This is a genomic window from Arcticibacter pallidicorallinus (genome assembly GCF_003002875.1).
Taxonomy (GTDB): Bacteria; Bacteroidota; Bacteroidia; order Sphingobacteriales; family Sphingobacteriaceae; genus Arcticibacter; species Arcticibacter pallidicorallinus.
The window spans coordinates 123395-145365 of sequence record NZ_PVTH01000007.1 but is presented as its reverse complement, the minus strand read 5'-3'; the positions used below and the strand labels follow the sequence as shown (position 1 = coordinate 145365).

17 protein-coding genes and 1 tRNA gene are annotated in these 21971 nt (G+C 44.8%); 8 read left to right on the top strand and 10 right to left on the bottom strand.

Going from position 1 to position 21971, the window contains the following annotated elements; all coding sequences use genetic code 11:
- Window positions 1-2: 2 nt before the first annotated feature.
- The 6 genes from B0I27_RS12710 to B0I27_RS12685 all read right to left on the bottom strand — a co-directional run bounded on the left by B0I27_RS12710 (window position 3) and on the right by B0I27_RS12685 (window position 7024).
- Window positions 3-1217: a hypothetical protein gene (locus B0I27_RS12710; protein ID WP_106293913.1), complete on the bottom strand. Its 1215-nt coding sequence runs from the start codon at window positions 1215-1217 to the stop codon at window positions 3-5.
- A gap of 22 nt (window positions 1218-1239) precedes the next feature.
- Window positions 1240-1701, bottom strand: coding sequence for a hemerythrin domain-containing protein (locus B0I27_RS12705; protein ID WP_106293911.1), 462 nt, complete (start codon window positions 1699-1701; stop codon window positions 1240-1242).
- Between the two features lie 350 nt (window positions 1702-2051).
- Window positions 2052-3425: a 3-keto-disaccharide hydrolase gene (locus B0I27_RS12700; protein WP_245925507.1), complete on the bottom strand. Its 1374-nt coding sequence runs from the start codon at window positions 3423-3425 to the stop codon at window positions 2052-2054.
- A gap of 10 nt (window positions 3426-3435) precedes the next feature.
- Window positions 3436-4590 carry a Gfo/Idh/MocA family protein gene (locus B0I27_RS12695; protein WP_245925506.1) on the bottom strand — a complete coding sequence of 385 codons (1155 nt, stop codon included), beginning with the start codon at window positions 4588-4590 and terminating at the stop codon, window positions 3436-3438.
- 58 nt (window positions 4591-4648) lie between these two features.
- Complete coding sequence (locus tag B0I27_RS12690; protein WP_106293905.1) at window positions 4649-5671, bottom strand: FAD:protein FMN transferase; 1023 nt, start codon at window positions 5669-5671, stop codon at window positions 4649-4651.
- A complete protein-coding gene (locus B0I27_RS12685) occupies window positions 5672-7024 on the bottom strand; it encodes a Gfo/Idh/MocA family protein (RefSeq protein WP_106293903.1) in 1353 nt (450 codons plus the stop codon). It abuts the gene before it with no gap.
- A gap of 273 nt (window positions 7025-7297) precedes the next feature.
- Here B0I27_RS12685 and B0I27_RS12680 point away from each other — a divergent pair, with 273 nt between their 5' ends.
- Window positions 7298-8659 carry a rhamnogalacturonidase gene (locus tag B0I27_RS12680; protein ID WP_106293901.1) on the top strand — a complete coding sequence of 454 codons (1362 nt, stop codon included), beginning with the start codon at window positions 7298-7300 and terminating at the stop codon, window positions 8657-8659.
- A gap of 142 nt (window positions 8660-8801) precedes the next feature.
- On the opposite strand, the gene B0I27_RS12675 is transcribed toward B0I27_RS12680, so the two are convergent.
- The 3 genes from B0I27_RS12675 to B0I27_RS12665 all read right to left on the bottom strand — a co-directional run bounded on the left by B0I27_RS12675 (window position 8802) and on the right by B0I27_RS12665 (window position 14857).
- Window positions 8802-11648 carry a GAF domain-containing protein gene (locus B0I27_RS12675; RefSeq protein ID WP_106293899.1) on the bottom strand — a complete coding sequence of 949 codons (2847 nt, stop codon included), beginning with the start codon at window positions 11646-11648 and terminating at the stop codon, window positions 8802-8804.
- 20 nt (window positions 11649-11668) lie between these two features.
- Window positions 11669-14164 carry a PAS domain S-box protein gene (locus tag B0I27_RS12670; protein WP_146133129.1) on the bottom strand — a complete coding sequence of 832 codons (2496 nt, stop codon included), beginning with the start codon at window positions 14162-14164 and terminating at the stop codon, window positions 11669-11671.
- A 619-nt stretch (window positions 14165-14783) separates the two neighbouring features.
- Window positions 14784-14857, bottom strand: a tRNA-Ile gene (locus tag B0I27_RS12665).
- Between the two features lie 67 nt (window positions 14858-14924).
- Here B0I27_RS12665 and B0I27_RS12660 point away from each other — a divergent pair.
- Window positions 14925-15563, top strand: a complete 639-nt coding sequence (locus tag B0I27_RS12660; RefSeq protein WP_106294027.1) for an HAD family hydrolase — start codon at window positions 14925-14927, stop codon at window positions 15561-15563.
- Between the two features lie 31 nt (window positions 15564-15594).
- Window positions 15595-15900 (top strand): phosphoribosylpyrophosphate synthetase, encoded by a 306-nt coding sequence (locus B0I27_RS12655; protein WP_106293894.1) that lies wholly within the window; start codon window positions 15595-15597, stop codon window positions 15898-15900.
- Here the strand turns inward: B0I27_RS12655 and B0I27_RS12650 are convergent.
- A complete protein-coding gene (locus tag B0I27_RS12650) occupies window positions 15897-17105 on the bottom strand; it encodes a proline dehydrogenase family protein (protein ID WP_106293892.1) in 1209 nt (402 codons plus the stop codon). The genes B0I27_RS12655 and B0I27_RS12650 overlap by 4 nt on opposite strands.
- A gap of 59 nt (window positions 17106-17164) precedes the next feature.
- Here B0I27_RS12650 and B0I27_RS12645 point away from each other — a divergent pair, with 59 nt between their 5' ends.
- From B0I27_RS12645 to aroA, 5 genes are all read left to right on the top strand, one after another.
- On the top strand, window positions 17165-17371 hold the full coding sequence (locus B0I27_RS12645; protein ID WP_106293890.1) for an RNA-binding S4 domain-containing protein: 207 nt from the start codon (window positions 17165-17167) through the stop codon (window positions 17369-17371).
- 2 nt (window positions 17372-17373) lie between these two features.
- Window positions 17374-18438: a 3-dehydroquinate synthase gene (aroB, locus tag B0I27_RS12640; RefSeq protein ID WP_106293888.1), complete on the top strand. Its 1065-nt coding sequence runs from the start codon at window positions 17374-17376 to the stop codon at window positions 18436-18438.
- Window positions 18439-18709: 271 nt separating this feature from the next.
- Window positions 18710-19540, top strand: coding sequence for a prephenate dehydratase (locus tag B0I27_RS12635; protein WP_106293886.1), 831 nt, complete (start codon window positions 18710-18712; stop codon window positions 19538-19540).
- Window positions 19541-19574: 34 nt separating this feature from the next.
- A complete protein-coding gene (locus B0I27_RS12630) occupies window positions 19575-20678 on the top strand; it encodes a chorismate mutase (protein WP_106293884.1) in 1104 nt (367 codons plus the stop codon).
- 1 nt (window position 20679) lies between these two features.
- Complete coding sequence (aroA, locus tag B0I27_RS12625) at window positions 20680-21969, top strand: 3-phosphoshikimate 1-carboxyvinyltransferase (RefSeq protein WP_106293882.1); 1290 nt, start codon at window positions 20680-20682, stop codon at window positions 21967-21969.
- Window positions 21970-21971 lie beyond the last annotated feature (2 nt).

Sequence of the window (21971 nt, the reverse complement as noted above, 5' to 3'; positions counted from 1 at the left end):
GATTAAAATAGTCGGGTTAAGGTTATTTGAACTTGATTTTTAGATGTATTTTTCCGTTTAGTAAGAGGGAAAAGTTTTTGGTAATAGCAAAGGCCGGATAAGCAAAACAAAAGCGAGATGCAAAGCAGTAAGTGCTGGTAATTAGGAATTGCGATGCGATAAAGGCTTAAGACAGGCTGAACAAAAAGAAGAGTGAGGTACACGACGACCAGCGCAATATAGGATCGTTCTATGTATCTTAAATTCAAATGACGGGTAAACAGATGCAGAAGTACCGGCGTGACACAGCCCAGGGTGAGAAGATGTACATAACCGATAATCAGGTTGCGGTTGGAAAAAGTCCACTCTCCGACCTGTGGTACGCACACCAGAATCTGAAACAACACCTTAAGCGATACCGCAAACAGGGCAACCTGAATCATCAGGGGCGCTTTCTTTATAATGCAAAAGGTTTTCTGTACGATGCCGAACCAACTGACCGCATTAATCAATGCTGCAAGAAAAGCGATTTCGCCTATCCAGGATGATGGTTTAGACCAAAGTGTGAAGATGAAAAACAGCGGAAAAGATGAGATGATAAATCCATATATCCATGGCTGGATAGATATACTGGCAGATTTATAGAACCGGACGTAATTCTTAAATATGAGCCCCAGGGCGGTTAACAGCATCCAACCGTTCATCTGGAAGTGCAGGTAGAAGTAAATGGCATTTTGATAAATCGCCCCGGTATTTCCCGTGGCTTTCAGCGCCCCAAGAGCCAGCGGTCCGATGGAGGAAAGCACCAGGCACCAAATTCCGGCTTTAACGAAGAGACGGGAGTTGGTATCTTCTATAAGATTTAGCTTTGGATAGACCAGCACGGCAAACCAATAGGTCACGAGCAGGAACAAAGTGGAAAACGCAATCGGAATTGCCTTGTAACCCTGAATAGAGAAACTGACTAACATCCCTATAGAGCTCAACAGTGCTATAAGCATCAGCCACTTAAATCCTGGAGAGGATGGCAGCGAAAGATGTTTGCCAATGAGGATCACCAATGCAAGAAATACCCAACCACCAAACGCATAATGGGAATGGGCATGAAGGATGTTCATATAGCTAATTCCCGGCAGTGGAAAGCACAACATGTACCTCAAAATAGCTCCAAATAACGCCAGGATAATAAAACTAACGACAGTCCAGCGTTCAAAATTTATGCTGTTGATCACGTTCATCTTGTTTGAAAAATGGGACGCACTAGCGTTTCCAGAACTCGTTGGGATAATTTTCTATATATGGCTGGTGAATGTCAGTGATTAACTTTCCTATTTCCTCCAGCTGTTCTTCGCTGAGCAGCGTTTCCATGTAGGGAAACAGTTCACGTTCCTCAAAACGGATGTGCGCCTCAAGCTGTGCAGCAAGGTCGAGCAACGTTTCTTCGGTGCTTGAATCAGACAGTGACGCAATGAGTTCTTTCAATTGCTGATGCTCCTCAAGGGTCCGTGTACGAAAAGGATCTTCTGCGTCAATAAATGGGAGCAACTGGTTCTCCTCTTCATCAAAATGAGGAAAGAGTGCTTCTGCTGCAAAGTGCCTGATGTAATTGATCATTTCCTCTAAGCTTACTCCCAGCTTTAAGCCTTGTTTTATTTTCCATCCAAGCAATAAACCATGATGGTGGTCTTTGGATAGTTCTACCAGATTTTTGTTCCGTTTCATAAGCAGTATGTAAGAATGTTTTCGTTAATGATTCAATAGAAGACAAATTTATCTTCTATGCAAAAGAGAGATTTATCTCTGCGAAAAAAAATGACCTCGGTCACCTTTTTGTCTAATTATTCTGGCTCGTCTGACCAAGAAAGAGTTTGAACACTACACGGGCAAAGAACCGCGCTAGGAACCTGCCTCATGAGAGGAATGGCTATCGTGTTGCTGAAGGAGTGCGGTCGCTGGTGACGGGTGAACTTTTGACGGAAAAAGGCTAATAGAACGTATGCATACTCCAATGCGTTCTATTAGCCTTTTAGATTAGGATAAAATATAGGCCGATCTTTCAGGCCAGGTCTCCGTTAACGGAGCTTTTTAATCTTTACACTTCGGAAGCTCACTTCGTTGCCATGATCCTGTAATAAGATGTGCCCCTGAGGTGCCTCGCCAAAGTTCGGCCATTGTTTATATTTACTGATAGCGACAAGATCTTTAAAGTCTTTTGAACCACGAACATACTCCAGAACCTTCGCCCCATTCAGGTAATGCTCGACACGGTTATCCGGATAGACCACTACCCTACCGCTATTCCATTCTCCGGTAGGATGAAGAAAGCGAGACGGTTTATTTGCTGTGATCAGATCATACAAGGAAGCCAGGCTACGATTCCCCTCACGTCCCAATTTCGCATCCGGATGCAGTTTATCATCAACAATCTGATATTCCAGGCCTATTGCCGAACCCTGGTTATTCTCTTTTTGGGTAACAAAATATTTAACCCCGCTATTGGCACCCGGACTAAGCTTAAAATCAAAAGTAAGGTCAAAGGCTCCATAAGTGTCACGGCTGACGATATCGCCACCGTTAGTAGATTCACCGCCGTCTGAAGACAGTACCGTTAACGTTCCGTCTTTCACCACCCAGCCCTTTTCGGGAAATTTATTCTTATATGCACCTACCCATCCATCAGTGGTTTTCCCGTCAAACAGGAGCTTCCATCCGCCCTGCTTTTCGTGATCACTCAGATAGTTTGGCTGCATATTCACGACGAAGATATTCGATGGAAAAGGCTCTGGACGCAAATTGCCTGTCTTGATGCGAACATTCTTAAAGTAGATCTTCTGGCCGGCATCACTTGGTTTACTGACACTATGAACCTGCAGACCTATAAAACCGCTTTGATCAAGCGTGTCAATTACATAAGCCACGGGCTTCCCGTTAAGCCAGGTTTTGGTTTCATTACCGATACACTCCACTTTTATGCGGTTGTACTCACCGGCTTTATACAGGCTTTGTGCATCTTCATTTAATGAAAGCGGATAAATCCATTGGCGTCTGCTCTCATCATAAATACCGCCGCTCCATCTGCGGTCGCTGGGGTCAATCTCAACCTGTCTGCCATATACCGCACCTCTTCCATTGTTCAATTTCGGATTGAAATGGCTACGGGTCTGGACACCCGAGTTGATCGCAGCACCCAGTTTGATGTCGACCTCCAGCACGAAATCGCCATACTCCTTTTCGGTTACGAGAAAGCTATTTGGAGTGTTCAGAGCGGTTGTACCAACGATAACCCCATCCTCTATTTTATAGTCTGCCTGACCGCCCAGAACTTTCCAGCCACGCAGCGTTTTTCCATCAAACAGATTCGTCCAACCCCCATCGTTATTTGAGGCGGAAGATACACCCGCCTGGAGCAAAACTCCTAGGACGAGCAGATACGTTCGTTTTAGCATAGTCATAATATTAAAAGTTGTATTCTGGTTTCCATGATTTTATTTCGTGTTGGACTATTGACTGATTTGCCAGATGTACACAAACAGCCGTCGTTGCGCCAGTAGCAACGTTTGATGCGGGAAGCTGTCCGGTATTGACTGACTTGTGAAAATCTTCTAGGGCATACCAGGTGCCGTCTTTAAGCTTTTCCTTAAGTATCGGGATTCCGCCGTCCGAATTCCAGGCTATTTTTGTCGCACCGGTAACCCCATCCACTGTTTCCAACTCTGCTGCCGTTTGCTTCTCCGGGTAAAAAATCGCGTCGTCCATGAGCAGCGAAATGGTTCCCTTGGTACCCTTCAGCCTGAAGAGATAACCATCCTTCGCATTGCCACATGTAGCCCCAAAATTGCCGATCATGTTGTCTTTGGCATATCGAAGCATCACTTGTACATTGTCCAAAGTTTCCCGGCCGTCTTTATAAATATCTACCCCACCCGTTCCGAAAATTTCATCAGGATGCGTATCGAAGGCCCAGTTAACAAAATCCATCTGGTGAGATAGAAGTTCGGCAATTAGCCCACCCGAATACTCCTGGTACATGCGCCAGTTGATCTGTCGCTCGAGTGATGGATCTGGAACAGGTCTTCTCCAATTCCAGTTCCGGTCCCACCTACTTTCTATCTGCGTCACTTTCCCCAGATATCCCTTCTGGATCATATCCTTGACCCGGTAATAAAGTGGAGTATAGCGATACTGGTGGCCCACCTGAAGTGTAAGTTTCGGATATTTTTTCGACAGGCTAACCAAGCTTTTAGCTTCATCGATGTTGTAGGTCATTGTTTTCTCCAGATATACATGCTTGCCGGCTTCCAGTGCCGCAACTGTAATGGGGTAGTGAAGATGCAAGGGGGTGGCGATAAAAACAGCATCGATAGATTTATCCTTCAGGAGTTTGCGGTAATCTGTAAGCTGCTTCAGATTGCTCAAGCCTGAGATCTCCTGTGCCTCACGTAGACGAAAATCCATCACATCGCATATTGCGGTGACTTTAAACGAGTTGGGCAACTCCTTCATAGTATCGATCAGGCCCTTCCCCCGATCTCCTGTGCCTATCACGCCCACGTTAATACGTTTACCCCCTACATGGGAAAACGCCTGTGCCATCTCATTATGTAATAACATTGAACCTGTGAGTAAACCTGCTTGCATTAAAAAGTCGCGCCTTAACATCTTCTATCGTTTATTTCTGATTTAGTATTTTCTTAAATTTTCTGCAAGCCGTATCCGCTACACTACCATCCTGCCTGCGATAAATGAAGTAGGCCGCCAGGTCATCCGTGTTTTCCACAAATGCAAGTGCTTTCTTCAGACCCATTAACATCAACGCATTGTCGTAAGCATCTGCGGTGATGGCATCCTGCGCATGCACCGTTACGCTGATCAATTCGCTTTCTTCAGGAAACCCGGTTCTAGGATTGATGATATGAGAAATGCGTCTTGCGCCTGATGTATGATAATTTCTATAATTTCCGGAAGTTGTGATTGCTCCACCCTGTACATTTAAAATCTTTTGAAGTGGCTGGCCCGGAGTTTCATCGCTGCCTGGCGTCTCTATACCAATGCTGAAAAAAGCGCCTGAGGGCTTCCGACCTTCCACCCGTATTTCACCTCCCAACTCCACCATAAAGTTCCTGATTTTACGTGACTTGAGGAAATCTGCCAGTATATCAACAGAATAGCCTTGAGCGATGCCATCCATATCAACTTTTACACAAGGCAGCGTTTTAAGAAGCGCGTTATTGCTGAGCTTTACTTTCTCTGCACCTACGCATTTTAGTATAGATCTCACGGTGGCGGAGTCGGGTAATGACGAAGCCTTCTCAGCCCCAAATCCCCATGCCTGAACCAATGGCTGTACGGTGATATCAAACAAGCCATCTGTACGTCTGGTAACTTCTTCGGATTTGATATATACTTTTCTGAAATGGCCGTCAATCTCCGTACCTGCCTGAGAATTGTTGAATTTGTTGATAATGGAATAGGGCTTATAAAGGGAAAGGGAACTATCTATACCTGCAAGAACAAGGTCTAAATCTTGGGCAGAGACCAGACTATCCTGCGCGAAATAGCTTACGTGGTATGTTGTTCCCTGCGCATAACCGCTTATTTTGAAGTTTTGCAATGGCTTTTTGATAACAGCTGAAGACTGTGTCACACAAAAAAAAGCGGTGATTACAAATATCGTTCTGAGGACCGACTTCATCTAGTAGGTAAAGATCTTATCGCCAACCATTACTTCCTGTTTCTGCTCATCGAAGGTTGCTTTCGCACCCGAATGAGCAGCCGCAGTCGTCATGACATTGGCGATGGAGTGATAATAGCCGGCCTCTACCGGAGCGTTCGGCTCCTTCCGGCTTCTGATGCACTCCATCCAGTTTAACATATGATTGGTTGTCAGCTGATCCCCTCCCGTATTCGCACTGGCAACAACCTGACTGTAGGTATCGGTCAGATTCATGTTGGGAAGCAAATTTGCTTTCATTCCCATTGCCACCGCGTGCCTTTGCTCAAGCCCCCCGTTTGGAGAAATCTGATTAGTGTTCAAATTGAGCTCACCGCCATTAGAATAGTATATCTCCGCAGGTCTTTCTGTGCCATTATGCATTCTCGAACTGAATGTTACCTGAAATCCGTTTCCTGTATTTCCTTCGCCATAGTCAAATACGGCAGTGGTCGTATCCCAGTTTCGTCTTCCATCTTTCCACATATAGATACCCCCGTTTGCTACCACACTCCGCGGATGTTTGAGACCCGTAAACCAGTGGACCGTATCGATCTGATGACTCATCCACTGTCCCGGCATCCCCGAAGAATAGGGCCAGAACAATCGATACTCCAGATATATACGGGGATCCCAGGGCTCAAAAGGGCGATTCATCAGGAAGCGCTTCCAATCTGTATCTTCTTCTTTGAGTTTAGCCAGCAAAGCAGGTCTTCGCCAGCGTCCAGGCTGATTCACATTCCAGGTTAGTTCCACCATGGTAATGTCTCCGAACTTCCCCTGTTTGATAAAATTTTCGGCAGCATGGTAATTAGCTCCGCTTCGCCTCTGAGAACCAATCTGAACAATTTTGTTGGTCGCCCTGACAGCTTTAAGCGCTGCTCTGTTGTCTTCCATGGTCTCTGCAAAAGGCTTCTCTACGTAGGCGTCGCAACCTGCCTGAACAGCTTCGATAGTATGAAGAGCATGCTGAAAATCGGCCGTACTGATGATAACGGCATCAAGGTCCTTCATCCGGTAAAGCTCCTCGTTGTTGACGCATGCCTTTACTTTATGTCCGAGTTTTTGCTCAAGAAAGGCTTGACCTTCCTCACGGCGTAGCTTCCAGATATCAGACACGCCCACGATATCAAAGTTGAGTTTTTTATGATGGCCCGTAAATGCCGGGAACAGGGAGTTCAGGAACCGGTCAGAAAATCCCACTACTCCTACTCTTACGCGGTCGTTTGCCCCAATGATCCGGCTGTAGCTCTTTGCGGTAAATGGTAAAGTACTTAAATAGCTGCCAGCAGCAGCCACCGCCGCCTGCCTGATAAATTCGCGTCTTGAAGTCATTTCAGAGTATTTCAGGTTATGATTATAAGTGGTCGTTTGCTGCGCTGTTTACGAGCAACAAGATTTCCGGCATATTTTGGTCTTCAAATGTTAGTAAAGATGAAAATATGGATAATCTGAAGTATTTTCGATAACATTAAGTAACAAAATTGGTAAACAAGGAAGTCATCCACGAGGGTTTAAAGTGGCAGTATTTTGTAGATTTGCATCACAAATTATAAATCCCTTGCAGCCTTCGGGTGAGCAGGACCAATTTAACCAAAAATGTACTCCATGATTACACAAAAGCTCCGTCTTGTTTTTCTGTTCACGCTTACTTTAACATTGAATCTCGCTACTGCAGCTACTAAAGAGGTATTTCCCGACGGAACACCTATACCGGAATGGTTCAGGCAGAACAAACCCACCGATATAAACAAACTGGGAAAACATTATCGCATTACCGATTACAACCTCATCCAGGATAGTACGGTAATTCAGACAAAGCTCATTCAGGACGTGATCGACAAAGCCCATGAAAACGGTGGCGGTGTGGTGATCATTCCAAAAGGAACTTTCCTAAGCGGCTCCCTATTTTTTAAGAAGGGTACGCACCTTCATCTGGAAGAAGGAGGAAGGCTGAAAGGAAGTGATGACATCAGCAACTTTCCCCTGGTGATGACCCGTATGGAGGGACAATCGCTTAAGTATTTTGCCGCCCTGGTAAACGCTGATGGGCTCGACGGATTCACGATCTCCGGAAAAGGAACCATTGATGGTAACGGCCTGCGGTACTGGAAGGCGTTTTGGCTAAGGCGTCAGTTTAATCCGAAGTGTACCAACATGGACGAGATGAGACCACGATTGGTGTATATATCAAACAGCAAGAATGTGCAGCTTTCGGGCGTCAGACTCATCAACTCGCCTTTTTGGACAACTCACCTGTATAAATGCGAAAATGTTAAGCTTTTAGACCTTTATATTTATTCTCCGGAAAAGCCGGTGAAGGCTCCAAGCAGCGACGCGGTGGATATTGACGCCTGCAAGAACGTGCTAATCAAAAACTGCTATATGTCTGTAAATGACGACGCTGTAGCGCTAAAAGGTGGTAAAGGCCCGAATGCCGACAAAGATCCGGATAACGGAGCCAATCATAATATCATCATCGAGGATTGTACTTATGGATATTGCCATGGTGCATTGACCTTTGGCAGTGAGTCGGTACATGACCGTAACATCATTCTACGAAGGGTAAAGGTCAATCATGCAGAGCGTTTGCTTTGGTTGAAGATGCGTCCTGACACCCCTCAAAATTATGAACATGTTCTGGTAGAAGATATTGAGGGCAGCAATATTGGCAACTTTATATTTATCCGTCCCTGGACTCAGTTCTTTGACATGAAAGGGCAGGAAGTATCAGGTGTTTCTTATGGAAGAAACATCACTATGCGCAACATAAACATAGACTGTGAGAACTTTTTCAATGTTGGGGTATCTACGGACAAGGGTGATGGCCAGGGCTATAAAGCTAAACTGTCTAACTTTAAGTTTGAAAACATCAGGGTAACGGCAAAAAAGCATCTGGAGATTGATACTTCGATTATCGAAAACTTCAAGTTGAAGAATGTGGTTGTTAACGGGAAAAAGATCTATTAGGAAATATATTTGAAGCGGCTGGCTGCGAGGAAGCGATATCCTCACAGCCAGCCGCTTTGTTTTTAAGGACTTTGCAGTATATATTACCAGACCCCGTCTCGCAATTTCATAGCTTTCGACTTCATTAACGCGGTCATCGTATTCAATCTGCATTATCTTGTTCAGGTTTTGGAATAAGCACCTTAACCGTAGTTCCCTTTCCCGGCCCGGTATCGATGCGTACATCTCCGTTAAGTAATTTGATTTTGCTTCGTATGGAAGCCAGGCCGATACCCGGCTTACGTTTTTTCACAGCAACCATACCCTGACCATTATCGCTGACAATTATGCTGATCTCTTTCGGGCGGATGACGATGGTAACATAACAATCGCTGGCGTTCGCATGCTTGACCACGTTGGTCATCAGTTCCTGTGCCGTTCGGTACACGGCCAGTTCCAGGTACTTTTCCATCCGCTGATACAGACCGTTAACACGGCAGTGAAATTTTGTGGCACCGGTTAATTGCCGACAAGCATCGTCAATCGCACTTTTCAGCCCAAACTGTTCCAGAGTTAAGGGCATCAATTCGTGGGAGATGCGCCGATTTTCGTTTATCGCCTCGGTTAACAGTTTGCTGGAATACGCTTTAGCTTCATCAAATTCTTGTTGGGGCATATCAAAAGTCAGGCCGCTCATATTGATCTTAATGCCATAGAGGATCTGAGCAATCCCGTTATGCAGACTTTCGGAAATGCGGTATCGCTCCTCCTCGAGGGTGCTGAGGGATGTCCTGAAAATTTCCAGTTGCAGATCCCGTTCCATCTTCTTGATCTTTTCCTCTGCCTGTATGCGCTCGGTGATATCCATATTCGTGCTAACCAGGATATCATCCCCTTTAACAAACATAGTGGAGTACCATCGCTCAATGCCTTCGTACGGATAGTAATAGTCCATCTTGCCCGGATTCCCAGTCTCCAGAGTTTTAACCATAAGGTCGAATAAGCCCATCTGTTTGATACCGGGAAACAACTCGCCATATAATTTTCCGACTAAATCAGTACGGCCTGATCCATCTTCAATTTTTTTGTTCACGCTTACGATCCTGAAATCAGTGATTTCGCCGCTTGCATCGCGTACCGGCGCAAACAGAGACATGCCCACTAAAGTCGTGTCGAAAATAGATTGAAGCCTGTCACGGCTTTCTTGTAGCTCCAGCGTACGTTCTTTGATCTGCTGTTCCAATAACAGGCTAAAATTCTCGAGGTGCTCCTCATGATTTTTACGGTCGGTAATATCAACCGCCATACCTACTATAAAACGACGACCATCTTTAAGTGTGCCGGGTGATGAAGCGCTGAAACTCCAATGCCGTATCTCGCCGCTTAAGGTGCTCATCGGAAAATCGACAGTGATGGTACGCTGTGTCCCATCGAATAAGCTTCTCATATGGCTCCTTACTTCATCCGCGCCTTGTCCGTAGGCGGTCGAAAGCCATAAGTCAAAATTACTGATATCGGCCAAAGTAAAGCCGGTAAGTTCGGTCCAGGTGCGGCTCAGTTGCAGCACTTCGCCGTCTTCCGCATGCATAATTATTGGAATCGGCGCATCCTGAATGGCCTGCCGAAACTGTTCTTCTGATTTTCTTAAATCTGCTTCGGCTTTTTTGCGCCGGGTAATATCGTTAAAAAGTACAGCTACTGTGTGTTCTCCAGGTGAACCTACCCGGAACGCAAATAAACTAAACCAGCGGTTGAAGGCGGGAGAATCCTCCTCGAAACGATTAGGTTCGCCGGTGGTTACTACGCGGCCGTAAATCTCAAACCACTTCGGTTCAATGTTGGGCGTCAATTCGAGAATGGTCTTGCCAACAGCGTTTGTCAGGCCGTTATTTTTCTCGAAGGCTGGATTTACTTCTAAAAATATCCAGTCGTAGGGTTCGTTTTCTTCATTAAATAAGATTTGGATAATGCAGTAGCCTTCATCCATCGAATCGAATAAGTCCCGATATTTTTCTTCCGATTGTCGCAAGAGGCATTCGGCATGTTTTCTATCGATGACTTCTGCGGCCTGCCGTACAAGAACGTCAAAGAATCGAAATTGATCCTCTGAAAAACTCTTCGGCTGTTTCCATTGTGTATTCAGCATACCAATAAGCTTTCCTCTGCTTGACATTATCGGTGTTGACTGCACCGCCCTTATGCCGGATAAGCGAAATATCTTCAGCTCATTTGTAGCAAATTCTTCTGTTTCTACATCTTCCACCAGGATGCGGAACTGGCGTCGTAAGGCTTCACCGCAAACAGAACCTGATGCTACGGAAACAAACGTCCAAAATGTTACTGATTCCGGATGAAAGTTTTTGTGTGCAACGAGGCTAAGTGTTTCTGTTGGTTCTGAATACAGCTGAACGCTGGCAAAATCACTTTGCATCAGATCCGCTGCCGTATGAAGAAGCAGTTCGTAAATTTCATCCAGCTCATCCAGATGAATGACGTCATTGCTGAACTGTTGCAACAGTTTCGCATCGGCAAGATCTTGTGCAAGGCGCGATTCGCTTTCGCGCAACGCTTCTTCAGCCCGGGTCCGTTTGACGGCGGCATAAAGACGTTCGGCAAAATACTCAAGTAATCGAACATCCTCGGAACACCAATAGCGAGGGGTCCGGCAATGCAATCCTATCACGGTAACAACGTTGCCGCTATCCACAAAAGGCGTAGCAAGCCAGGACCGAATACCTAATTTGCGATAATTCTCAGCGTATGGTTCGTTTTCAGTGTCTGTAACCATCTGTGTGCGACCTGTTCGATATTCCTCTGCTACAGTGGGTGAAAAGTCGGATAAACGATATTGAAGGGGAATCGCCGTTGTTTCCGTTTCGAACTGTGCGGTAAGTGTAAACGTATCGTTGTCCGAATCTGCCTCGTAGTATATAGCCCGCATCACTTTAAAGTGTTCGGCCAATAATCTCAACGCCGATGTTTGGAGAGCCGCGGTATCGGTGAGTTCCATTCGCAGTACCTCACTCAATTTCAGCAGGAACTCCTGTTGTTGTTCCCTTTTTTGCGCTCAGTGATGTCGCTAAAAACAGTAGATAAAAGCCGGCTTCCATCTCCTCCAATACGGGAATATTGCGAAGTAAGCCAGCGATCTGTATCGGAATTGTATCCTTCAAAAAATTGCGTTTCGCCATATTTATAAGCACGGGTCATCGCATTCAGCCAAACAGGTTCAAGATTAGGGACAATTTCACTTACCTTTTTACCCTGCGCATCCTGTATTCCGGTATATTGTGCAAACGCCTCATTTACTTCCTGTAAAATCACATCAGTAACATTGCCGCTTTCATCGATAACAAGCTCATGTATGGAGAAGCCCTGATCAATATTCTCAAAGATCTTGCGGAATTTCTCTTCACTTCTCCGCAACGCATCTTCTGCCTTCGCCCTTTCGACTGCCACCCTGGTACGTTCGGCCACTTCTTTCACCAGTGTAACCTCTTCATCCGTCCAATAGCGTTTATGCGTATCTGCGACAAGGAATACGCCAAACAGTCGCCCGGCGTTTACGATGGGCACTGCCAATGCCGACAGCATCCCCAGTTTAAAGCAGGCCTCAACAAAACAAGGATTTAACAAGTTGCATTGATTAAGATCAGGCTCATTCATCACCCTTCCTTCCTTCATGTGATTAAGGAACAGCGGAACGTCGCTAAGATCATGAACACCCGTCAAGGGGGGAAGACCCTCTCTTGTAGCATCGCGCAAACCGGTTGATGTGACTTGGTCATCTCCAAATTGGTTATAGTAGCACCACCCTGCATTTAATTTCTCGCGTAGTAGGCGTGTGGCTTCACTTTCAATATGTACAGGATCAGACAGCGGACGTAGTGCGTCACTTAAGCCGAGCAAAAAGCTTTGTCGTTCACTAGTAGCATCGCGAAACAGCCGGTATTCCTCTGTCGCCTTTTTGGCGATTTCGGCATTCAACCGAATAATTTCCTGCTCTGACTTTTTGCGTTCAGTAATGTCAACAGCGGTAGCTACAAGTCCATCTTCCAATTTAGCGGCCATGATATGAAACCAGCGCTCGCTACCTTGTAAACTCAATTGAACCTCCGTATTGAGTGGCTCTCCTGAATCGGCTACCTCGCAGTACAATTTAAAAACATGCGTTTCTTTGATGCCAGGGTGTGCTTCGGAATACAGCTGGCCGGCCCGGTCTTCCATAGCGTACTTCCGCGCTTCTCGATTCTCCAATTGGAAAGTAAAGTCAATTATCTTCCCCTGTTCATCACGAACGGCTTTGTGATAGGCAATAGGATTAAGCGTTACGTCGAACACAGTCTGAAGCAAGCTTCTGCTTTCAATGCTTTCCTGTTCGGCCTGCTTGAGCTGCGTAATATCTTGCCAGGTATGCACCAGTCGGTCGTCGCCCAATGAAGTATTGGAGAAGGAAACCCAGTTCAGCTTGCCGTTAAACTCACCATGAATAACGTAGTCGTTCTGCTGTCCGGATTCAATGGTTTCGATGAATTTCCCTATTTGCGACATTCCGGCCTCTCCACGACGGCTCAGTAACTCTCCGGTAAAATCCTCACCCGAAGTCTCCCTTGTAATCCGATTGATAAACTCGTGGACAAAATCATAAATACGTCCCTCTTCGTCGCGAACTGCCTTGCAAACGGCGACACCAATATTGGGAGCGTCGATTACACGCTGTAAAAGTTCTTTGCTTTGCTCTAATTCTTCGGCAGCCTTTTGATTTTCGGAATCGTCGAAGACCACGTGAAGAGTTTGAATCACTTTCCCGTCTTCATCCCGTTTGAAAACCCGTCCGCGAACATCGACCCAGACCCAATCTCCATGCTTCTTTTTTATCCTGAAGCTCCCTCGGTTTTCTTCCAGATCAGAGATCTGATCAAACCGACTGTAATAAGCGTTTACTTTCGCGGTATCGTCCGGGTGAACCAATTTCAATCTTCCTGAGTGCCCCATTTCCATCCCATCGTCTGCATCAAAATCCAGCACTTCCCTTATATTGCGGGTGGCGAAAGCAATCTCGTTGGAAGGATGTTCGGTAAGCATCACAACGGCTGGCACAGTGTCTGTCAAGGACCGGACAAAATGGGCCTGTTCGCTGATCCTCTGTTCTGCCATTTTCTGTTCAGTGATGTTCCTCGTCGTGGTTGCCACGCCATCTTCCAGCTTCACCGCAGATTGCTGGAACCATCCGTCAAATTGTTCATGAACATAATGCCTGATGCTCTGATCAGGCTCCCCAGTCTCAACTACGTTTTTAAACGTATCGAAAATGCCTTCCTCTACTACGCCCGGGTTTAAGGTTAAAAGGCTTTTACCAATGACGTCGCCATATACTTTCTCAGAAGCTTTATTATTGAGGATCCATATGAAGTCAATGATTTCATCCTGTTCATTTCGCACAGCTTCAAACACTTGAATCATGTCTAAAGAGCTGTCAATAGTGTTTCTAAGTAAATCTGCGTTATAGGTTGAATTACCACTCATTTTAGGAGGCTTGATACCAAAACATTAACCAACCTAATGTTCTAGGTTGTTCATGTGCTTAATTGATAATTAATTCCATTGAACGACCTACTATTATGGATTGGTAGTACAATATACTTAAAAAATGATTTCTTTATTTAAGTAGGATGACGGCAGGAGGCTATTGATTGGGATAGAGCAGCAACCTGTACCCCAAAGTACTTATCAGGTTTTACCAAGTCTATTCTGCTCCCTGTCAGAGTCGAACCAAATACGTACCAACGTCGTACCTGCTTCGATAAAACACGACAAAAAGCCGAACCCGGTACGCTGCTGATTCGCGGCTGGCAGGTGGTTATTTTTTCTTCGTTCAACACACCATATAGGTCAGACAACTGTAGGTCTGCCTATAGATAATATTGGTCACCATATCGGAGACAACTCGCAAAATGACCTGTAAACGCTGTGGAAGGGCTGAGTTTAGTTGCACCGAATAATGCTAATCCTTCGGACTATCATGGACATCAATGACCTTATCGAACAATACAAAGCTCTGCACCTGGAGACGATGATCGATCATGAGAAGTTCGTTAAGGGATAGAAGCAAAAAAAGCTTCCAGAAAAGGAAGCTTTTAAGCTGTGCGCCCACCTGGGCTCGAACCAGGGACCAAAAGATTATGAGTCTTCTACTCTAACCGACTGAGCTATAGGCGCGGTTAACAAACTTTTCTGTTTGCGATGGCAAATGTACATTTTTGCATTTAAAATCTCAAGTATAGACATGCAAAACATCAAAAATATTATCTTCGATTATGGTAACGTCATCTTTCTCATTGACTTCCTGAAAACACAAAACTCATTTACTGAATTGGGTATCCATAATGTGGAGACATTCTTCGCGCATGCAGGGCATCATTCGTTATTTGACCAGTTCGAAACCGGCAGTATTTCAGCAGCCGAATTCAGAAATGGGATCAGAGATATCACCGGTCAACCGAATCTTTCGGATGAGCAAATCGACAAGGCCTGGACCAGCCTGCTAATCGGCGTCCCCCCTGTTAACCATGAGCTTCTTTTAAAAGCGAAAAGTCAATATCGTACTTTCCTGCTAAGCAATATCAATGAAATTCATCTGGACTTTATTCATAAATATTTGAATAAGGAGTATCAGTTAGACTCTAACGATCAGTTTTTTGAGAAGATCTACTACTCTCACCTCGTTAAAATCAGAAAACCTAATAAAGAGATCTTTCAGCTGGTTTTAGATGAAAACGACCTTAAAATTGAGGAGACGCTATTCATTGATGATAGTCCGCAGCACCTCAGGACAGCCAAAGAACTAGGTCTTAACACCCACCTGATGACAGCCGACGATTCACTGGAGAAATTCCTTTACCGGTCAGGGCTCTTAAAACCTTAAACAAAACGCAATTCGTGAATGTTAAACGACTATGGAAAACTATCAAACTATGGTCGATGCGCTCAACGACTTGAAAAAACGAGGTTTCACCCTGGACTTTAACCTTGCAAACGGCGTGCTCCACAATAGCGAACATAATATAACTTTAAGTCCCGATGATTTCAGCATTTCTGAATTCCATCGCTTTGAAGGCCCTACTGACCCGGCTGACAATTCCATCGTTTATGGAATTGAATCTGAAAAATACCATGTGAAGGGCGTGTTTGTAAACGGCTATGGCGTTTACTCGGATGACCTTTCGGAGGAGCTGTTAAAGAAATTAAACACGCCCGGTTAAGACACTTTGCGGCGCTTTTTTTCTGCCCTGATCAGGCTGAGCTCCCGTCCTGTCTGACCAGCTATTGAGGTATTCTCTTCTGCCCTGCGAAACAGGTAGGGCAGAACTGCTTTTACAGGACCATAAGGAACGTATTTGGTGACGTTATATCCGCCATGAGCGAGGTTGTTGCTCAGATGGTCACTCATACCAAGAAGTTGCGCGAAATACACAGAAGATGTATTTCTTTGCATATTCGAACTTTGCATCAAGCTGCATAGCAAAGCACAACTTTGTTCATTGTGGGTTCCTAAAACAAACGATACGTTAGTAACGTGCTCCATACAGAAGTGGATAGCTTCATCGAAATCTGCATCGGTTGAGGCTTTGTCTTTATGGATTGGTGACGGATAACCTTTGGCGATTGCCCTTTCACGCTCTTTCTCCATATATGCACCTCTCACCAGCTTAGCACCCAGGTTGAACTCATCCGTTGCTGCCAGATATATATCGGCCTTCAGTGAGGCCAGCTTATCTGAACGGTAAAGCTGGTAGGTATTGTATATAACGGTTTTATCGCGGTTATACATGCGCATCATATCGAGCGCTATATCGTCGATCGCCCCCTGAATCCAGGATTCTTCTGCATCAATCATGACCGGCATCTCCATGTCATGAGCGAGCTTACAGATTTGATTAAACCGGGCTTTCACTTTGAAGTACTCGGCCTGTTCAGCAACAGTCAGCGTCTGCCTTGCCGTCACCTTTGCATACAGATCGAATCTTCCAAGGCCCGTGGGCTTGAAAACTGCCAGAGGAATTCTTTTGTCGTCTTTTGACTTGCGGATTACACTAAGAATTTCCTCGGTCGTTTCGATGAAACTTCTCTCCTGCTGCTCTCCCTCAACGGAGTAATCGAGTATAGTACCCACTCCGTTTTTTGCAAGGCTATTGATGGTTGCTTCGCATTCTGCGACGGTTTCGCCCCCGCAAAACTGCGCGAATATGGTCTTCCTGATCAGGGGAATTATCGGCAAACCCGCACTCAATAATGAGGTCAATACGCGCATACCCACCTTCGTTAAAGCCGGACTGCTCATCGCTTTAAACAACCAGTATGATTTGTTCAGGAAGTTGTTTGATTTGCCTTGAAAAGCTATTTGGGTATTGCTAAAGTCGGGAATTTCGTTGTTTGTCTTGAAAGAATTATCAGACGGAGTGATCATGGCATCAAAATTAATGCTTATTAACGGAACTGGGAAAAGAATCTTTTTAACTTTGTTATATGATAGAATTCGAACTTGAGGGTGAGTTTATACCCCTCATTCAATTACTCAAAGCAACCAATGTAGTCCAGACAGGTGGAGAGGCACAAATAGTTGTCTTAGATGGACTAGTGAAATATAACGGTGTTGTAGACTACAGAAAGCGCTTAAAAGTAAAGCGGGGTGATACTGTAGAATTTAACGGCAATACTATTTTAGTGAAATAAATATGACTCCTATACAAAGTAACGGGTACGAGGTTTTCTTTGATGATGAGCTGAAAGACCTGAAAGATTTCCTCGACAACTCTGATTATTCTAAAGTTTTCTTCCTCACCGATCTGAATACATCTGAGCATTGCATGCCTTTGATCAGCCAACTGTTCCCTTCCCTTGATCACTATGATATTATTGAGGTTGACCCGGGCGAAGAGAATAAAAATATTGATTACTGCATAGGTGTTTGGCAAATGCTTCTTGATTTTGGTGCCGACCGCAACAGCTTACTTATCAACCTGGGCGGAGGTGTTATTACTGACATGGGAGGATTTGCAGCTTCGACATTTAAACGGGGTATAGATTTCGTGCAAGTGCCCACTACGCTTTTGGCACAGGTAGACGCTTCCGTTGGTGGAAAGACGGGTATCGATCTGGGTAATATCAAAAACATTATTGGTACGTTCACTCAACCAAAGGCCGTCTTTATATCGTCTAAATTTCTGGAAACACTTGAGCACCGACAGATTATATCCGGCTTTGCGGAAATCGTGAAACATGGAATAATTGCTGACAGAGACTATTTCAACAAGCTGAAAGATATCGACCCTTTAAAAACAGATAAGGAGACCATCTATCATTCCGTAGAGATTAAGAATTTCGTCGTTACGACCGATCCTTTTGAGAAAAGCATACGCAAGACATTGAACTTTGGCCATACTATTGGACATGCTGTCGAGACCTATTCGCTCAAGAATGACAATCGGGCATTGCTGCATGGTGAAGCCATTGCCGTTGGAATGATATGTGAAGCTTTTCTTGCTTCGCGTCATAACGGTCTTTCCTCTGAAGAATTGGTCGAGATCACTGAATATATTCGTTCTGTGTTCCCAGACTATCATCTAAAACCAGATTCATATAGCGACATCCTGGAGTTTATGCAAAACGACAAGAAGAATGTTAATGGCCAGATTGGTTTTGCTCTACCATCCGAAATTGGGAAATGTGACTTCAATATCTATCTCACAAAGGAGCAAATAATTGAGAGTCTGAATTATTATGCAGAATTGGGTCGCTAATTTTTTCATTTAGCTCTTGACCTTTTGAATTATAACTGTATATTTGAAATAACAAAGCAAAAATGCAAAACAACAACACATATCTGTTCGGTTACTTTTACTATTATCAGTAAGAGACGGGACGAATATGTTTTGAAATAAAGAACTATATAAAGTCCCGGCCGAACGCCGGGACTTTTTTTTTGACATGAAACCATCATAAGCATGCTGCTCAAACACAGCAGTAGCCATGTTCAGGATAGCTTCATTGACATTAAGAAATTATGTTTTAATGAAAAAGAAAAGAGTAGCGATACAGGGTATAAAAGCTTCATTTCACGAAGAGGCCGCTTTTAAATTCTTCGGAGAAGATATAGAAACAGTGGAATGCAGCTCATTCAAGAAGACCTGTGAAGCGCTAAAAAACAAAGAGGCTGACTACGTGGTGATGGCCATTGAGAATTCTATTGCAGGGAGTCTGCTTCCGAATTACACCCTTCTGCGCGACTATCATCTTTGCATCATTGGCGAAGTGTATCTTCCCATCCAGCTGCATCTGCTGGCTTTGCCGGGCGTTAAATTTGAGCAGGTTAAAAATGTGGAATCCCATCCGATCGCTATTCGTCAGTGCATTGATTTTATTGACGAATATCCGCACCTGAACGTGAAGGAGAGTTCGGATACTGCAGCCTGCGCCAAGCGGATACGCGATGAGCAATTGACGGATACCGTAGCGATTGCCAATCAACTTGCTGCCAAACTATACGGATTAGAAATCCTGGAACGCAGAATAGAATCCAACAAGAAGAACTATACCCGCTTTCTGATTCTGACTGAGCATAAAGAAGGAGATGTGCCGAACGCAAATAAGGCTTCATTATCTTTTGAAACGAACGACGAGGTTGGCTCGCTGGCTAAAGTACTAAACATCTTCGCTGAGCATAACGTGAACATGAGCAAGATTCAATCAATGCCGGTTCTGGGCAAACGCCATGAGTATAATTTCTACGTCGATATTGAATGGGATAACCACGCCCAATACACCGAAGCCATTAGCAAAGCGCTGAGATACACCATCAACTTTACACTGTTGGGCGAATATCTTAAAAATGACCACGTTTAATATTTAAATCAACAACATATCAAATAACAATCCGATGAAACTTAACTTTAACATAGAACCGTTAGAAAACTGGTTACCCGTCAAACACCAGCCGCTTGTGATTGCAGGTCCCTGCAGCGCTGAAACTGAAGATCAACTTGTTGCTACAGCTCATTTGCTGGCTAAAACAGGGAAAATCACTGCACTTCGTGCGGGTATCTGGAAGCCTCGTACTCGTCCGGGTGAGTTTGAAGGTATCGGAAGCATAGGTCTGGAGTGGTTAAATCGCGCTAAAAGAGAAACCGGTTTACCGATTACAGTAGAAGTTGCAAACGCAAAGCACGTTGAAGAAGCACTTGCTGCAGGAGTTGATATTTTATGGATCGGCGCGCGTTCTACTGCTAATCCTTTTACTGTTCAGGAAATTGCTGATGCACTACGAGGAGTAGACATTCCTGTAATGATCAAAAATCCGGTTAACCCTGATCTTTCTTTATGGATCGGAGCACTTGAGCGTATCAACCAGGCAGGTATTACCAAGCTGGCTGCAATTTCTCGTGGTTTTTCTTCTTACGAAAAGTCTGCTTTCCGTAACGAACCTATGTGGGAGCTTTCTATTCAACTGAAAACGCTTTGTCCGGAATTGCCTATCATTTGCGATCCAAGTCATATCTGCGGAAACCGTGAGCTTATTCCTTACATTTCTCAGAAAGCACTTGACCTGGAAATGAATGGTGTGATGATCGAGTCGCATATCGACCCTTCTGTAGCATGGACTGACGCTAAGCAACAGCTTACACCGGCAGCCTTGTCTGATCTGATCGATAACCTTACTGTTCGTCAGCCTGAGCCTAAAGACCAAGGTGTATCTGATAAACTAGCAGAGCTACGTAAGCAGATCGACAAGATCGATGACCTTGTTATTCAGAAGATTGCTGAAAGAATGAGCATCGTCGAAAAAATTGGTGAGCATAAGAGGGATAACGATATGACGATCCTTCAGCTGAATCGCTGGGATGAGATTATTAATAAACGCGCTGATTTTGCTAAAGCATTGAAGCTGGATGCGGAGTTCACTACTAAACTGTTGGAATTGATCCATGCTGAGTCTATCAAGAAGCAGACAGAAATCATGAACGTGACAAAAGTAGTAGAATAAAATGTCTGACAATTCTTTAATTCTTTCAAAGTCAAACGCCGACACCTTTTGTACGATCCAGCTTACCGGATCAAAGAGCGAAAGCAACAGAGCGCTGATATTGAATGCACTTAGCAAGGGGAAGGTTGTAGTAAACAACCTTTCTTCAGCTGATGATACGGTTATTCTGAACGGTGTGCTTCGTAATCTGGAAGCAGGAAAAGATGACGCCACTTTTGGAAGCGGAAGTCTTACGCAGTCAGACGGCGAGCTTACCGCCAATATCGGTCCTGCGGGCACTGCGATGCGTTTTCTAACAGCGTACCTTTCTGTAACCGGAACGGCTGCTGTGCTTACCGGCACAGAAAGAATGAAGCAGCGACCTATAGGAATACTGACTGATGCCCTGGGCCAGCTAGGAGCAAAAATTCAGTATGCGGGACAGGAGGGCTTTCCTCCCCTGAGATTCAGCAAGGAGTTTAAGCAAGTCACGAATAAGGTCAACATTCGCGGGAATGTAAGTTCTCAATACATCACTGCCCTACTGTTGGTGGCTCCATTCCTCGAGAAAGGCCTAGAGCTTCATATTGAAGGCGAACTAACTTCAAGACCCTATGTGGAAATGACTTTAGCGATGATGGAAGAAGCGGGTATCTGTTACAACTGGCAGGGTTCAGTCATTTCGATTGACAACCAGGATTTCAAAGATTCGCAGATTACGATAGAACCAGACTGGAGCGCTGCTTCATACTGGTATGCTATCGCAGCTCTCTCCAAGGATTCCAAAATCATTCTTCCCTATCTTAAAGCCAAAAGCTTGCAGGGCGACAGCCGCATAACACAAATCATGGAGCATTTCGGTGTTCAATCATCATTTACAGATGAAGGCTTAGAAATAGTTAAAACCGGCGATGCTCCCAGGGGCGCCTTCTTCGACTTGAAGGATTGTCCGGATCTGGCACAAACAGTCATCGTCGTCAGTGCAGCTCTGGGACACAATGCGACTTTTACGGGATTGGAGACTTTAAAAATCAAAGAAACAGACCGTATAAAAGCGCTTCAAAATGAATTAGCAAAGCTCGGAGTTGTGCTAAGGGAAGATGGCGAACAGTACCACCTTGAGTGTTCTGACCTTCACTTTCCGGAGCATGTTATCATAGAAACCTATGAGGATCACCGGATGGCTATGGCATTTGCGCCGCTGGCTTTAAAAATTCAACAACTCGAAATCGAAGAGCCTGCCGTAGTGGTTAAATCATATCCAACTTTCTGGGATGACCTTCAAAAAGCTGGCTTTACAATCAATTCTTAAAT

Coding starts and splice junctions, on each gene's coding strand:
- B0I27_RS12710 (WP_106293913.1), bottom strand. CDS start 1,217: ATGAACGTGATCAACAGCATAAATTTTGAACGCTGGACTGTCGTTAGT.
- B0I27_RS12705 (WP_106293911.1), bottom strand. CDS start 1,701: ATGAAACGGAACAAAAATCTGGTAGAACTATCCAAAGACCACCATCAT.
- B0I27_RS12700 (WP_245925507.1), bottom strand. CDS start 3,425: ATGCTAAAACGAACGTATCTGCTCGTCCTAGGAGTTTTGCTCCAGGCG.
- B0I27_RS12695 (WP_245925506.1), bottom strand. CDS start 4,590: ATGTTATTACATAATGAGATGGCACAGGCGTTTTCCCATGTAGGGGGT.
- B0I27_RS12690 (WP_106293905.1), bottom strand. CDS start 5,671: ATGAAGTCGGTCCTCAGAACGATATTTGTAATCACCGCTTTTTTTTGT.
- B0I27_RS12685 (WP_106293903.1), bottom strand. CDS start 7,024: ATGACTTCAAGACGCGAATTTATCAGGCAGGCGGCGGTGGCTGCTGCT.
- B0I27_RS12680 (WP_106293901.1), top strand. CDS start 7,298: ATGATTACACAAAAGCTCCGTCTTGTTTTTCTGTTCACGCTTACTTTA.
- B0I27_RS12675 (WP_106293899.1), bottom strand. CDS start 11,648: ATGGAACTCACCGATACCGCGGCTCTCCAAACATCGGCGTTGAGATTA.
- B0I27_RS12670 (WP_146133129.1), bottom strand. CDS start 14,164: ATGAGTGGTAATTCAACCTATAACGCAGATTTACTTAGAAACACTATT.
- B0I27_RS12660 (WP_106294027.1), top strand. CDS start 14,925: ATGCAAAACATCAAAAATATTATCTTCGATTATGGTAACGTCATCTTT.
- B0I27_RS12655 (WP_106293894.1), top strand. CDS start 15,595: ATGGAAAACTATCAAACTATGGTCGATGCGCTCAACGACTTGAAAAAA.
- B0I27_RS12650 (WP_106293892.1), bottom strand. CDS start 17,105: ATGATCACTCCGTCTGATAATTCTTTCAAGACAAACAACGAAATTCCC.
- B0I27_RS12645 (WP_106293890.1), top strand. CDS start 17,165: ATGATAGAATTCGAACTTGAGGGTGAGTTTATACCCCTCATTCAATTA.
- aroB (WP_106293888.1), top strand. CDS start 17,374: ATGACTCCTATACAAAGTAACGGGTACGAGGTTTTCTTTGATGATGAG.
- B0I27_RS12635 (WP_106293886.1), top strand. CDS start 18,710: ATGAAAAAGAAAAGAGTAGCGATACAGGGTATAAAAGCTTCATTTCAC.
- B0I27_RS12630 (WP_106293884.1), top strand. CDS start 19,575: ATGAAACTTAACTTTAACATAGAACCGTTAGAAAACTGGTTACCCGTC.
- aroA (WP_106293882.1), top strand. CDS start 20,680: ATGTCTGACAATTCTTTAATTCTTTCAAAGTCAAACGCCGACACCTTT.